This is a genomic window from Flavobacterium ustbae (genome assembly GCF_003946915.1).
GTDB classification, from domain to species: domain Bacteria; phylum Bacteroidota; class Bacteroidia; order Flavobacteriales; family Flavobacteriaceae; genus Flavobacterium; species Flavobacterium ustbae.
The window spans coordinates 90133-104638 of record NZ_RPOC01000011.1; the positions used below are offsets into that span (position 1 = coordinate 90133).

At 33.3% G+C, this 14506-nt stretch carries 15 protein-coding genes and 1 tRNA gene; 12 read left to right on the top strand and 4 right to left on the bottom strand.

Going from position 1 to position 14506, the window contains the following annotated elements; genetic code table 11:
• Window positions 1-332: 332 nt before the first annotated feature.
• Together EG814_RS14600 and EG814_RS21040 are read left to right on the top strand one after the other, a co-directional pair.
• Window positions 333-662: a hypothetical protein gene (locus EG814_RS14600; protein ID WP_125722634.1), complete on the top strand. Its 330-nt coding sequence runs from the start codon at window positions 333-335 to the stop codon at window positions 660-662.
• Window positions 663-785: 123 nt separating this feature from the next.
• Entirely contained in the window at window positions 786-944 is a 159-nt protein-coding gene (locus EG814_RS21040) for a hypothetical protein (protein WP_164515329.1), read from the top strand.
• A gap of 189 nt (window positions 945-1133) precedes the next feature.
• Here EG814_RS21040 and EG814_RS14605 read toward each other — a convergent pair whose 3' ends face one another.
• The gene (locus EG814_RS14605; protein WP_125722635.1) at window positions 1134-1586 is read right to left on the bottom strand and encodes a DUF4442 domain-containing protein; all 453 of its coding nucleotides are present in this window, start codon (window positions 1584-1586) and stop codon (window positions 1134-1136) included.
• Window positions 1587-1840: 254 nt separating this feature from the next.
• Here EG814_RS14605 and EG814_RS14610 point away from each other — a divergent pair, with 254 nt between their 5' ends.
• From EG814_RS14610 to EG814_RS14630, 5 genes are all read left to right on the top strand, one after another.
• Window positions 1841-2296, top strand: coding sequence for a DUF4870 domain-containing protein (locus EG814_RS14610; protein ID WP_125722636.1), 456 nt, complete (start codon window positions 1841-1843; stop codon window positions 2294-2296).
• A gap of 138 nt (window positions 2297-2434) precedes the next feature.
• Window positions 2435-2767: a PadR family transcriptional regulator gene (locus EG814_RS14615; RefSeq protein ID WP_008464689.1), complete on the top strand. Its 333-nt coding sequence runs from the start codon at window positions 2435-2437 to the stop codon at window positions 2765-2767.
• A 3-nt stretch (window positions 2768-2770) separates the two neighbouring features.
• Complete coding sequence (locus tag EG814_RS14620) at window positions 2771-4528, top strand: PspC domain-containing protein (protein WP_125722637.1); 1758 nt, start codon at window positions 2771-2773, stop codon at window positions 4526-4528.
• Window positions 4529-4531: 3 nt separating this feature from the next.
• Window positions 4532-5266 (top strand): head GIN domain-containing protein, encoded by a 735-nt coding sequence (locus EG814_RS14625; protein ID WP_125722638.1) that lies wholly within the window; start codon window positions 4532-4534, stop codon window positions 5264-5266.
• An 83-nt stretch (window positions 5267-5349) separates the two neighbouring features.
• A complete protein-coding gene (locus tag EG814_RS14630) occupies window positions 5350-6183 on the top strand; it encodes a GIN domain-containing protein (protein WP_235830985.1) in 834 nt (277 codons plus the stop codon).
• Window positions 6184-6317: 134 nt separating this feature from the next.
• Here the strand turns inward: EG814_RS14630 and trxB are convergent, their stop codons facing one another.
• On the bottom strand, window positions 6318-7265 hold the full coding sequence (gene trxB / locus EG814_RS14635; RefSeq protein ID WP_125722640.1) for a thioredoxin-disulfide reductase: 948 nt from the start codon (window positions 7263-7265) through the stop codon (window positions 6318-6320).
• Between the two features lie 252 nt (window positions 7266-7517).
• On the opposite strand from trxB, the gene EG814_RS14640 reads away from it, so the two are divergent.
• Window positions 7518-8537 carry a cytochrome-c peroxidase gene (locus EG814_RS14640; protein WP_125722641.1) on the top strand — a complete coding sequence of 340 codons (1020 nt, stop codon included), beginning with the start codon at window positions 7518-7520 and terminating at the stop codon, window positions 8535-8537.
• 346 nt (window positions 8538-8883) lie between these two features.
• Here the strand turns inward: EG814_RS14640 and EG814_RS14645 are convergent.
• Window positions 8884-8958: transfer RNA gene (locus tag EG814_RS14645), tRNA-Pro, on the bottom strand.
• 252 nt (window positions 8959-9210) lie between these two features.
• Window positions 9211-11382: a pectate lyase family protein gene (locus tag EG814_RS14650; protein ID WP_125722642.1), complete on the bottom strand. Its 2172-nt coding sequence runs from the start codon at window positions 11380-11382 to the stop codon at window positions 9211-9213.
• Window positions 11383-11611: 229 nt separating this feature from the next.
• Here EG814_RS14650 and EG814_RS14655 point away from each other — a divergent pair, with 229 nt between their 5' ends.
• From EG814_RS14655 to EG814_RS14670, 4 genes are all read left to right on the top strand, one after another.
• Window positions 11612-12010: a septal ring lytic transglycosylase RlpA family protein gene (locus tag EG814_RS14655; RefSeq protein ID WP_125722643.1), complete on the top strand. Its 399-nt coding sequence runs from the start codon at window positions 11612-11614 to the stop codon at window positions 12008-12010.
• A 217-nt stretch (window positions 12011-12227) separates the two neighbouring features.
• A complete protein-coding gene (locus EG814_RS14660) occupies window positions 12228-12995 on the top strand; it encodes a ParA family protein (protein WP_125722644.1) in 768 nt (255 codons plus the stop codon).
• A gap of 5 nt (window positions 12996-13000) precedes the next feature.
• Window positions 13001-13909, top strand: coding sequence for a ParB/RepB/Spo0J family partition protein (locus EG814_RS14665; protein ID WP_125722645.1), 909 nt, complete (start codon window positions 13001-13003; stop codon window positions 13907-13909).
• A complete protein-coding gene (locus tag EG814_RS14670; RefSeq protein WP_125722646.1) occupies window positions 13909-14469 on the top strand; it encodes a DUF5683 domain-containing protein in 561 nt (186 codons plus the stop codon). The genes EG814_RS14665 and EG814_RS14670 overlap by 1 nt, the downstream gene beginning before the upstream one ends.
• The last annotated feature ends 37 nt before the right edge of the window (window positions 14470-14506 follow it).

A 14506-nucleotide genomic window follows, 5' to 3' on the forward strand; every position in this document is an offset into this window, starting at 1 on the left:
ACACATAGTCCCGAAGCTTCGGGATGTATTAATGCAAGTGAAAAGCTTTTGATCGCAATTCCGATAGCTATCGGGAATGAATTAAATTATGTTCAATTTTTGAAACTAATCTGAATAATTAATTTTAATAATCTTTTTAAGCAATATAGTTTATTTTTACTGGCATTAATTTTGAGATTTCAAAATGCAATACGGACAATCACAATAACTTTTTAATTTAAGAAAATGAATAAACTAAATTTCTTTCTATTGTTTATACTGGCTTTAATTTTAACAAGCTGTGATCCTGCTCAAAATATTGCATTCAAAACAGAGGAAAAAATAACTTGAAAGTGAAACTTCTTGTCAATTCTCAATTCAAAAATGAAGCTATATATTTAGAAAACATCGCAATAGATCAAGTTATAAAGGGAGATTCAATCGTTTTTACTATTAAATCTGGAAATCCTAAAGAAACTGAAAAATTTATTTATTTTGGTAAAGGAAGATGGAGAGAGGACAAAATATATGAAATAGCTAAATCCATAAAAAGTCTCGAAATAGAAAATGCTGACAAAAAGATTATCTATAAATCTCAAAAAGCAATAAATAATTTATTCTTAAATAGTAAAAAAGGAATTTTATTTAAATCTATAGAAATAAGTGTTGATGATGATTTCTAAATTAACAGGTTTTGATTAATTATTTTTTTACAAAAACATTAACAATTTGTAAGAATCATCGATAAGAATTCCTGCTATATTTGATTCATCAAAAATAAAATCTAAACCATCAAAAGACGAACAATGACTAAAGTAATCACAGCTTTAACAGTAGCTCTATTTTCAATTGGAGTAACGGCACAAGAAACAAAACCAGCGACAAAAGAAAAAGCAAAAAAAGAATCTTGCTGCAAAAAGACAACTGAGAAAAAAGATAAAAAATCTTGTTGCACAAAAAAATAAATGAAACTTAATTTCAGCAAAAGACCTCACCAAAAATGAGGTCTTTTTTATTAGCCACGAATTACACTAATTTTCGCTAATTTCTAATTGAATTTAATAAAAAACTTCGACAAAAATTTAAATTGTCAAAGTTCATATAATATTAATTCGTGTGAATTAGTGCAATTTGTGGCAAAAGAAAATAAAAATCTATTTCACGCGAATACTCCATTCAAAATCCATTTCAGAAACTTGAACGCCTTCTTCATTTGTTCCGATAGATTTCATCCAGAACGTCTGCCCTTCTCCCGTTTCTATAGTTTTCTTGATGGCATCGGCAATTACATGTCCGTCATTGCAGACAAACGTAATTCTTCCTGTCGCTTTTTTAGTAAAGTTCCCTTTGTTGTTGGCTACTAACATAGAGATCTTTTTACCGCTTTGCTGAATCTGCGAAATCACCAAAGCTCCAGTTGTTAGCTCTGCTGCCATTGCTTGTACAGCAAAATACATCGAGTTAAACGGATTTTGATTGATCCATCTATGTTTTACCGAAACGGTACAGCTTTTTGCATCTATAGCTTTTACACGTACGCCGCAAATGAATGCTGAAGGTAATTTGAAAAAGACGAATTTATTGAATTTGGATACCGAAAGTGCCATATGATTTGTTTTTTATGTAAAAATACAAAAAAACTATGCATGCACAATAAATTCTTTTCGCCTGTATAGAAAGCCTTTAAAAACGTCACTTTCAAATGGTTTTCAGTGATTTAAACATTATGTATTACTTTTATATTTGTTAAATTTTTGTTAATAATTAGTACTATGTAAAACAAGATACTGTTTTTTAGACATATATTTGCATAAGAAATTACTATATACTTTTAATCATGCAACAATCAACACCACTCATCATGGAAAAAACATCAGAAAAGAATACAGCAGCCTTTACTCATTTGAGTACTTTAAGCCAATATATAATTCCATTTGGAAATTATATTTTCCCGCTAATCATTTGGTCAAACTATAAAGACAAATCTGAATTTGCAGATCATCACGGAAAACAGGCTTTGAACTTTCAGTTAAGCATTTTGCTTTATACTTTGATTTTGGCACTTATTGCTATACCGATTTTCATAACTGTCTTTTTACAGAATCTTCCAATAGAAGCTGTTTTTAATGACGACGATTATGTAATTAGAAACTTTAACTTTCAAGCAAATATTGGAATTTTAAGTGTGGGAATTACAGCTGTTATCCTTTTTGGATTATTAAAATTTGTTGAATTCTTTTTAGTCATCTACGCTTCAATAAAAGCTTCAAACGGAGAATTATACAAATATCCGCTTACGATTCCTTTTATTAAGTAATAGTAAAAAAGTTAAAAGTTATAGGTCAAGCGATCAATCATCAATCATCACTCGAGAACTTTGCTCGACAAGCGAAGCAATCAAATTATCATCAATCAAAAAACGAATTGTTCAATCAAAAAAAAACAAAATGAAATTATGAACATTGAAAACACAAAAGCACAGATGCGCAAAGGTGTTCTTGAGTTTTGCATCTTATCAGTTCTAAAAGAAAAAGACGCATATACATCTGAAATATTAGACACTTTAAAAAACGCAAAATTACTAGTTGTAGAAGGAACCGTTTACCCGTTGTTAACTAGGCTGAAAAATGACGGTTTGCTAAATTATCGCTGGGAAGAATCGACCTCTGGGCCACCACGAAAATATTATGGACTAACCGAAATAGGACAAACTTTTTTAAACGAACTTAGCGGCACTTGGACAGAATTATCCGACGCCGTAAATCTAATCACCAATCAAAATCAATAAGTCATGAACAAAACAGTAAATATTAACTTAGGCGGGATGTTTTTTCACATCGATGAAGATGCATACTTAAAATTGACACGCTATTTTGACGCTATAAAACGATCACTTAACAACTCATCTGGTCAGGATGAAATTATTAAAGATATCGAAATGCGTGTTTCTGAATTGTTGACAGAAAAACAAAAAAGCGAAAAACATGTTGTTGGACTGAAAGATGTTGACGAAGTGATTGCGGTTATGGGTCAGCCAGAAGATTACAGAATTGAAGATGAGGAAACCACTCAATCTTATAATAATTATGGTTCTAGAAAACACAAAAAATTATACCGCGATAAAGAAAAAGGTATGATTGGTGGTGTGGCAACAGGTTTAGGACATTATTTTGGAATTGACGCTGTTTGGATCAAAATCGTATTCTTAATATTCGTTTTTGCAGGTTTTGGAACAGGAATTTTAGCTTACTTCGTTCTTTGGATTGTAACTCCTGAAGCGGTTACAACTTCAGAAAAATTAGAAATGACTGGAGAGCCTGTAACAATTTCGAACATAGAAAAAAAAGTTCGCGAAGAAATTGATTCACTTTCTGATAAATTTAAAAATGCAGATTATGACAAAATGGGAAACCAGGTAAAGTCGGGAGCTGGGAGAATAAGTAGTTCATTTGGAGACTTTGTGATGACGGTTTTTAAAATCTTTGCTAAATTTTTAGGAGTTATTCTAATTATATCTGGAATTTCAACTTTAATCATGCTATTGATTGGAGTTTTTACTTTGGGAACTAATATTTTTATAGACTTCCCTTGGCAAAATTTTATCGAAGCTGGAAACTTTACAGAATATCCAATTTGGTCTTTCGGTTTATTAATGCTTTTTGCTGTTGGAATTCCGTTTTTCTTCCTGACACTTTTAGGATTTAAATTGTTATCTCCAAACTTAAAATCAATAGGAAACATTACTAAATATACGCTTTTGGCTCTTTGGATTATTTCTATTGCAATTCTAAGCAGTATCGGAATTAAACAGGCAACTGAAATTTCATACGATAATAAAATAGTAGAGAAAAAAGTTCTTGCCATCAAATCTACTGATACTTTATACATTAAATTCAAGTACAACAATTATTATACAAAAAGCTTGAACCACTATAGAGAGTTTGAATTTGTACAAGATTCTGCAAACAACGAATTGATTTATTCTAATGATGTACGTTTACATGTATTACGCACAGACGAATCGACTCCATTTATGCAAATCGAAAAAAGTGCGAGAGGCAACTCTTTTACAAATGCTAAGAAAAGAGCAGAAAAAATTAATTATAAGTTTCAAATTGACGGAAATCATTTAATTTTGGATAACTATTTTCTGACAGATGTAAAAAATAAATTTAGAGGACAAGAAGTTGACATTTATCTATATGTGCCAGATGGACAATTAATTAAACCAGATTCTTCTGTTAGAGATTACTACAATTCAGACGATAATTTCTTTGAATTAAATTACAACGGAGATTACAATTATAAAGTAATCGGGTCTAAAGTAAAATGTCTAAACTGCCCTGCTGATCAAGACAATGATTATGAAAAAGACTACGAGAATGTTAATGAAGAGGCTAATGATGCCATCGAGGAAGCTAAAATTGATGCTGCCGACACTATAAAAGAAGTTTCGGTTAAAATTAATGGAAAAGAAGTTTTAAACGGAAAGAAAACTAAAGGAAAACTAACTACTGATAAAAACGGAGTGATAATCAAAATTAACTAAACCATGATAAAAATAATCATTCATATTACGAAATTTATAATTATAACTATTACTGCTTTATTGTTTGCTTCATGCAATTTTAACGTGAATGCAATTGAAGGAAGCGGCAATGTTACAACTGAAAAAAGAACCGTTCAGGGAGATTTTCAAAATATCTCTGTAAGCAATGCCATCGATCTGGTTATTGAGCAATCTGATGTGAAAGAAATTACGGTTGAAGCTGATGATAATCTTCAAAAAGAGATCATTACAAAGGTAGAAAACGGAACGCTTATCATTGAATGTCAATACAGCTCTTTCCGCAACATTACCTCAAAAAAAGTGACTGTAAAAATGCCTGTTGTTCATAAAATAGAAGCTTCGAGTGCATCAACTGTCGAGACTAATGGCACTATTCAAGGTGAAGATATTACTTTAGACGTTTCAAGCGCAGCATCAATGGAAGTTAATATCGAATCGGACAGAATCTCCATAGATGCCGGAAGCGGAAGTTCTGTAAATATTATAGGTAAAGCGCTAAGTCTTACTACTTCGGTTTCAAGCGGCGGAAGCATAGATGCCGAAAAATTAATGGCAAATGAGATTCATGCAGACGCCTCTAGCGGAGGAACTGTTTCTGTACATCCTATCTTAAGCCTGAAAGCAGATGCTTCTAGTGGAGGAAATATCAATTATAGCGGTAATCCAAAAACGGTTGAAAAATCGGCAAGTTCTGGAGGAAGCGTAAACAAAAGCTAAAAAAGCAACTGTTAAATATAAAAGAAATCATTCACCAAAAGTGGATGATTTTTTTATATTTGTCAAAATCAAATCTAGAATTAATGAAAAAAAGTACAGCGCTGCTCTTATTATTATTTGTTACAACACTCACTTTTGCACAAAAAAGAGAAAAAATTAAAGGTTCTAAAATTGTAACGACCTCGATAAAAGAAGTTGGAAGTTTTGACGCTCTTGAAGTCGATGATAATCTGGAAGTTTATTTGGAGCAAGGAGAAAAAAATGAACTTAAAATTGAAGCCGATGATAATCTCCACGATATTATAGGAATGGATTTAAGAGAAAAAACGCTTCGATTATACACCAATAAAGAATCTTCAATCTTCAAGAAATTATCTGTTAAAATAACTTACACGAAATCATTAAATAAAGTAATTACTAAAAATGAAGCTATTGTTTATGCTATTCAGGAATTGCAGTTAGATGACATTACAATGAATTGTCTTGATTTTTCTAAACTTTATTTAAATGTCAATTCAAAGAAATTTTCTCTAATTGCCGATGATAAAACTAAAACAGAATTAAACTTAAAAGCCGAAGATGGAAGTCTGCAATTAAGTAAAAACGCTTCTGTTAAAACATTGGTCTCTGCTGTAAAATTTAAATGCGATTTATATCAGAAATCAACTGCCGCAATTGAAGGTATTGCTGAAAAAGCCACTATCCGTTTAGATAATAATTCAGTTTTTACAGGAACAAAATTTACTTTGAAAGAAGCTAATGTAACAGCTGAAAATTATGCAGTTGGAAGCATTTTCGCAGAAACAAATCTTTCTTTGGCTATTGGAGATAAAGCAGAAATTTCTCTTTTTGGAAATCCAACAATTCAATTAACTCGCTTTTCTGAAGAAGCGAAGTTGTTTAAGAAGGTTAAATAATTTGTTTCATGTTTTTCTTGTTTCAAGTTTCAAGTTGACACTATAACGCTAAAAAAAAATCCAATCTAAATTTAGATTGGATTTTTTTTTGTCAAGTTTACACCTTCCTGAAGCTTGAAACCTGAAACAAAAATTTATTCCTTAGAAGCCAAATATCTTTCAGCGTCTAATGCGGCCATACATCCTGTACCTGCAGCAGTAATTGCCTGACGGTAAACATGGTCTGCGGCGTCACCTGCAACAAAAACACCTTCAACATTAGTTTTAGATGTTCCTGGAGTATTTACGATATATCCTGTTTCATCAAGTGTGATGTATTCTTTAAAAATATCTGTGTTTGGTTTGTGTCCAATTGCTACGAAGAAACCAGTTGCTGGAATTTCGATCACTTCTCCAGTAGTTTTGTTTAAAGCTTTAATCGCATGAACTACATTATTATCTCCTAACACTTCAACAGTATCGTGGTTCATTAAGATTTCTATATTTTCTGTTTTACGAACACGTTCTTCCATAATTTTAGAAGCTCTAAATTTCTCGCTTCTCACTAGCATCGTTACTTTTCTGCAAAGTTTAGATAAATAATGCGCTTCTTCGCAAGCAGAATCTCCTGCTCCAACAATAACAACATCTTGGTTTCTATAAAAGAATCCGTCGCAAACAGCACAAGCAGAAACTCCACCACCCATATTTAGATAATGTTGTTCTGATGGCAATCCTAAATATTTAGCCGAAGCACCTGTAGAAATAATTACAGTTTCGCAGTGTAATTCGATTGAATCATTAATCCAAACTTTATGAATATCTCCTGAAAAATCAACTTTTGTCGCCCATCCATCACGAATGTCTGCTCCAAAACGTTTAGCTTGTTCTTGTAACTGAATCATCATTTCAGGTCCTGTTACCCCATCAACATAACCTGGAAAGTTTTCAACCTCATTAGTCGTAGTCAATTGACCGCCAGGCTGCATTCCTTGATATAAAACTGGATTCATATTAGCTCTAGCTGCATAAATTGCCGCAGTATATCCTGCAGGACCAGAACCTATAATAAGGCATTTAATTTTTTCGATTGTATTTGACATAGTTATGATTTCATTAATAATTGATGCAAAAGTAAGTTTTTATTGTTGGAAAAAAGAAATCGGATAATCAGTTTTTATTATTCTCAAATAACAAATAATGAATATTGGAAGCGCATTATTGCTTTCGCAAAATAAAATTTCAAACAATTGGAATAACCACTATTCAAAAACAAGAAATACCTGATAATAATCATTTCTTAAAAATAAGTTTTATCCTACATTGTTGCCGATAAAAAATTAAACTAAAATCTAATGAAAAAAGCAATTGTAGTCTTTGCAGGTTTGGCTCTAGCCTCTTGCAAGAAAGAAGCGGGTGACTTCGATGTGATAAAAACAACAGAAACTCCCAAATCAGAATTATTAGCCAAAGCATCCTCTTTATTCCAATCTGTTTCAACATTGCCTGAAGAAAACATATCGCAGGAAAAAATTGATTTAGGAAAAAAGCTTTTCTACGATAAAGCATTATCAAAAAATGGAACTATCAGCTGTAATTCCTGTCATAATCTTGCCACTTATGGAGTAGACAACAAATCTTTATCTGTCGGGGATACAAAAGAATTGGGAGAGCGTAACTCGCCTACTGTAATTTATGCTTCTCTACACTCAATGCAATTTTGGGATGGTCGTGCCAAAAATGTTGAAGAGCAAGCCAAAGGACCTTTATTAAATCCTGTCGAACATAGTATTCCTGATGCTGCATTTTTAGAGAAAAAACTAAGAGGAATTCCAGAATATCAAGCGATGTTCAAAAAGGTATATCCAAAAGATAAAGAGCCAATTACTTTTGACAATCTTGCTAATGCAATTGGTGCTTTTGAGCGCAGACTTATTCCTAAAAGCAAATTTGATGATTATTTAGACGGAAATGAATCGGCATTAAATGATCAGGAAAAAAGAGGGCTCAATAATTTTATAGATAATAAATGCATTACATGCCATTCTGGTATTGCACTTGGTGGGCAAATGTTTCAGAAATTTGGTGTATACGGAGATTACGCAAAAGTTACCGGCAGTAAAAAAGTGGACAAAGGACTTTTTAATCTAACCAAAAAAGATGGAGACCTCTATATGTTCAAAGTTCCTAGTTTACGAAATGTAGAAAAAACGGGGCCTTATTTTCATGATGGTTCTGTTGCTTCTCTAAATGAGGCGGTAAAAATGATGGGGAAATTACAGCTTAACATTAATATATCGGATAAACAAGCAACAGATATGACCGCTTTCTTGAAAACGCTAACCGCAGATGTCGATGCAAAATATAAAGAGTAAATAGCGTATTATTTTATCGCAAATGTTCGCAAAGATTGTATGTAGAGACTCACTGCAGTGCGCCTAACGTTTGTAAGGTCGTTTGAATCTCGCAAAGTCGCAGAGACGCAAAGCTTTTGAGCTCCTTTTTCATTTTGATAAAGGAGAAATGACCAAAATTAGTCCCATTTTCAAATAGTACTTTGAAAATGGGATTTTTACAAACTTTACGCCCTTCGACTTCGCTGAGGGTGACAAAAATGAGCAAATAAACTTTGTGTACTTTACTAGGTCCTTAACTCTTATCGTTAAAATTTAGAAAATCCTATAAAAAGAAAAAAGCCGAACAGAAATGTTCGGCTTTTTGTCGGGGTGGCAGGATTCGAACCTGCGGCCTCCTGCTCCCAAAGCAGGCGCGATAACCGGGCTACGCTACACCCCGAAGATGTATATTTGTTGTAGTGCCCGAAAGCGGATGCAAAGATATAAATAAATTTGATTTGAAAAAGAAAAAATAAGAAAATAAATCTTCGTGTTTTCTTAAAAACGCTTTTTCTTAAAAACGAGACCTCTTCAATTGATTTTAATAACTGAATAACTTTTTGACTGCTATAGCATTACGTGCTGATTTTAAAAATAAAAAACTCTGAAGATCGGAAATCCTCAGAGTTTTATTTTCATACAATCTGTATAATTATTCTATACTTTTAATATAAGAAGGATAAGATTCTTTATTAGGCAACACAAATTCTTCATCAAAAGACTGTTTTCCATCTCCATTATTATACAATGCTACTCGTTTGGCTCCCGTTGCTGTGCTGCCGCCTGTACCATTAATAACATTTTGAATATTTCCTGGACCTGCAAAACGAGTGATACACATTTTCTCCAATTTCACATTTGGACTATTTGGCACTTCAAAACCGTTTTTCTTATTTACATTTCCGTCTGTTCCTGTAAAAACAGCATAAGACCCCATTCCTATTGTATGATGTTCTTTTACCGAATTTGCTACTTTAAATGCCGCATAACCATCAACTTTGCCTCCCTGACTGCTCCAGCTTGCTTGATTTGGAGCATCGTATGGCGGTTCGTTTTGAAAGAAAAAAGTTCTGCCGCGTTCTCCAAGCCACACTACTTCATATTCTTGAAAATGTTCTACAAATAAAGCATAAAGCGTAACATCATCTCCTGTCACTATCAGTCCGTTTTTACATCTATCTCTTACCCAGCGTGCATCTCCGCCTTTTTGCGATCCGTGGTCGGCACGCCAAAGCCAGAAATGATCTCCGACTACATTATTACTATTGATCTGCATCGAAACCTGAATCTGAATGTTTTTTGACTGGACTCCGCCTACTCGACACGTAATATCACTTAGCAAAATAGGATCTGCCGTATGATCAGCATTAGCTTCTTCATTTCCAATTCGAATTTGATACGTTGTACTGTTAAAAGAATCCATTAAAAGTCCAGCAATGATAACCCCGTCTTTATCATCTGCGTAAATACATCCCCACGTATTTTTCTCTGTCGGCTCTAGCGTTACCGAAGCAATTCCAGCTCCTAAAAGAATTGCATCTTTTCTATTTACCTGAATCGGAGCATTTAACGCATAATGTCCTGGAGTAAAAAATATATTTTTGCCTGCTTTCAATGCCGCGTTAATTTCCACATCAGTATCTCCTTCTTTAGCAACATACCAGCTCGTAACCAAATCTTGGATTTTTCCTTTGCCCATATCTTTTGCAGACCAAGAAACTCCAACTCTATCCTTTTGCCATGCAGGAACAAAAACTTTATATTCTCCATCATCATCAATAAACAGAAAAGGTTTTTCTCGAATAATAGGCGTTGTTGAAATTGGAGAATTGCTATCATCTGCTTGCGGAGAATTTACACAACCCTGCCAAACCATATTATATGAACCTCCCATAGCTCCAGAACCAGAAGGGAAAACGGTATTTCTGGTATACCATTGCTGTTGTCCGCCCCAATTTGGCCTTGAGGTTGTGTAATGAGAATCGGCAATAAAACCGCCGCTACCCCAGAAATTTGTATCTCCAATATCCGAAATATATTTTGAAGTGCTTTCAATGAGTAATCTTCGTGCACTCGTTGACTGAGAAACGGTCCACGAAAAATCGCGCATTACTTCTACATTTTCTACAGAACGCCAAAAGGTGCAAGTTGCATTTGCTCCGCCAGAAAGATGAGGTCTAGTAAATATTGCGCCCAATTTAACATCTGAAGGCACTTTTCCTAAACCTCCAATATGAGAATAAAATCCTAATTCTATTGCGTTTGACCCAGCCGACGATGCAGAACCAGAACCTCCGACATCGTACGTTTGTCCATTTACATTTGGCTTAAAATAATAAGCCTGACGTTTTGTGGTCCATTCTCCATTTGCGCCGCCTAAACCAATACTACTAAATTGTGAATTAATTTCATTTCGTGCTGTTTCTGCTTTTTCATGTTTTCTATCGTAGAAATACATATTATCTCCAAAAAGCTGATTTTCGAGCGAAATTATTATGGTTATATCGTTACGAGTAACTTTATAATAGTTCTCGTATTTATCTCTATTCGGTTTATTGTCGGTAAATTCCAATTTAGAAGTTGATCCCAACGATATAAAATCAGATGCTAAACGACTGCCTCCTCTAGTAATGGTATAATTTCCAGAAGAGCCGAAAGCCGACCATGATAATGTAATAGCATGTTTCTTTTTGCTGTAAACAATTTTACGCTCAATTTTTTTATTTCCCTCTATTTTTTCAACAGTCGAATAAGTTGAAACAAAACTGCATAAAAACAGCATAGACGTAAATACGGCAAATAATGAGATTACTTTTTTACCCATAATAATGTTCGTTTTTGTGGTTTGATAGTTTGTAATAATTGTATTTTAAGAAGTCCCAAAATAGCAATAATCTTGAAGCTAAATGTTCGTTTTCACTCCCAATTTTCTTATCAAAAACACTACAAAATCTGGGGTTTTTGTCTTTTTATAACATAAATAAACCTTATATCACCTATTTATGTATCTTCAATCACTTTTTTTTGCCGCGCAAATAGAAAGAGAAAATGAAATGAAAAAAAATGCACTACTAATAATCTTATTTTTTTCTACAATCGCCATCGCACAGCAAAAAAATACTGTTGCTATTACTCCTTCTGCCACAGAAATTGTACTGTTTAAAAAAAATGCTCACGCTTCTTACTACCATGATAAATTTAACGGAAGGAAAACAGCAAGTGGCAAGAAATTCAACAATAATGAATTTACTGCGGCGCACAAGAAATTTCCTTTTGGCACATTATTAAAAGTGACAAACGAAGCTAACAAGAAATTTGCAATTGTAGAAATTATAGACAGAGGACCTTTTGTAAAAGGTAGAGAAATTGATATGAGCAAGAAGGCTTTTATGAAAATTGCTTCAAACAGAAAAAGCGGTGTGGTTTATGTCACTATTGAAATTTTAAAATAATTCTTTTTTGTTCAAAAGTTTTCATTCCTCCCTTTTTGAACAAGAACAAAACCTAAATTATTCAAAAAAATTATTGACAATTCTATTCATATCCAAAATTATTTTCCTCAAAACTCCCACCAAACCCCGATTAAGCAAACTTTCACAAATGTTAACAAAATAGATTTTCAGAAACCATAAATAATTGTATTTTTACGGTTCAAAATTCAGAAAATAAATGGGCAAAATCATTGCTATTGCTAATCAAAAAGGAGGCGTTGGAAAGACTACTACATCTGTAAATCTTGCTGCCTCATTAGGTGTTTTAGAAAAAAAAGTATTATTGATCGACGCTGATCCGCAGGCCAATGCTACATCTGGTCTTGGAATTGACGTAGAAACAGTTGAAACTGGAACTTACCAAATACTTGAACATACTGTAACACCAAAAGAAGCCGTTTTAAAATGTACAGCTCCAAACGTAGATGTGATACCTGCTCACATTGACCTTGTTGCTATCGAAATTGAATTGGTTGACAAAGAAAACCGTGAGTACATGCTTAAAAAAGCATTAGAAGAAGCAAAACAAGAATATGATTACATCATTATTGACTGTGCTCCTTCTCTTGGTTTGTTAACCCTGAATGCTTTAACAGCAGCAGATTCTGTAGTTATCCCAATCCAATGTGAATATTTTGCACTTGAAGGATTAGGAAAATTATTGAACACTATTAAGAGTATTCAAAAAATACACAACCCAGATCTTGACATTGAAGGTTTATTATTAACTATGTACGATTCAAGATTACGTTTATCAAATCAGGTTGTAGAAGAGGTTCAAAAACATTTTAACGATATGGTTTTTGATACTGTAATTCAGCGAAATGTAAAATTAAGTGAGGCTCCAAGTTTTGGAGAAAGTATCATTAATTATGATGCAACAAGCAAAGGTGCCGTAAACTACATTCATTTAGCACAAGAAATTATAAAGAAAAACAGTAAATAGTTTTTATGACAAAAGTAATTAAAAAACAAGCCTTAGGAAGAGGATTATCTGCGTTATTAAAAGATCCAGAAAACGACATTAAATCAGTAGAAGATAAAAATGCTGACAAGGTTGTTGGAAACATCATTGAGCTTGAAATAAATGCGATTGAAATAAATCCGTTTCAACCTAGAAGCAATTTTAATGAAGAATCATTACGCGAATTAGCCACTTCTATTAAAGAACTTGGGGTAATTCAACCTATTACTGTTCGTAAATTAGATTTTAATAAATATCAGCTAATCTCTGGAGAGCGTCGTCTTCGCGCGTCTAAATTAGTAGGTCTGACTCATGTTCCTGCTTATATTCGTATTGCAAATGACAACGAATCTTTGGTTATGGCTTTGGTTGAAAATATCCAGCGTCATGACTTAGATCCAATTGAGATTGCCTTATCATACCAGCGTTTAATTGACGAAATCCAATTAACTCAAGAACAAATGAGTGAAAGAGTTGGAAAAAAACGTTCGACAATTGCCAATTATTTACGTCTTTTAAAATTAGACCCGATTATCCAGACCGGTATTCGTGATGGTTTTATTAGCATGGGACACGGTAGAGCGATTATCAACATTGAAGATTTGGATGTTCAGACTGATATTTACCAAAAAATTGTAAGTCAAAATTTATCTGTACGTGAGACAGAAGCTTTGGTTAAAAACTACCACGAAGGACTTACACTTTCTCCAAAAGCAGACGGAAAACCGAAAGCTGATTCTGCATTCATCGTAAGAGAAACTCAGAAAAACACTTTCAACGATTATTTTGGTTCAAAAGTTGATATAAAAGTCGCTGGTAACGGAAAAGGAAAAATTACAATTCCATTTAATTCTGAAGCCGACTTTAATAGAATTATAAAATTAATAAACGGATAGTGAATAAAATTGTCCCCATTGGTCTATTGTTCTTTCTAACAGGAACCGTTTCTCTTTTTGCCCAGGTAAAAAAAGACACGGTTTTGGTCGTAAAAGACACTACTGCATTACAAGAAATAGACCCTCTTACACCGGCAAAAGCAGCTTTTTATTCTGCTATTTTACCAGGTTTAGGCCAAGCATACAATAAAAAATACTGGAAAATTCCATTGGTTTACGGAGCAATTGGAACCAGCTTATATTTCTACATAGACAATAACAAAAAATACCATGATTATCGAGACGCCTACAAACGAAGATTAGAAGGCTACAACGATGATGACTATCAATTTTTGGATGACAACCGACTTATTGCTGGACAGAAATTCTACCAAAGAAACAGAGATTTATCTGCTTTATTTGTAGTCGGATTTTATGTCTTGAATATTATCGACGCCAACGTTGACGCCGCTTTGATACAGTTTAATGTAAACGAAAGGCTTTCAATGCGTCCAGAAATTTATCCCGCTGATGTAACATTTAAACCAAATGTGGGACTAACTTTTAACTATACGTTTTAATAGATTAATTTCTATTTAAAAAAATCAAAAAATAAAT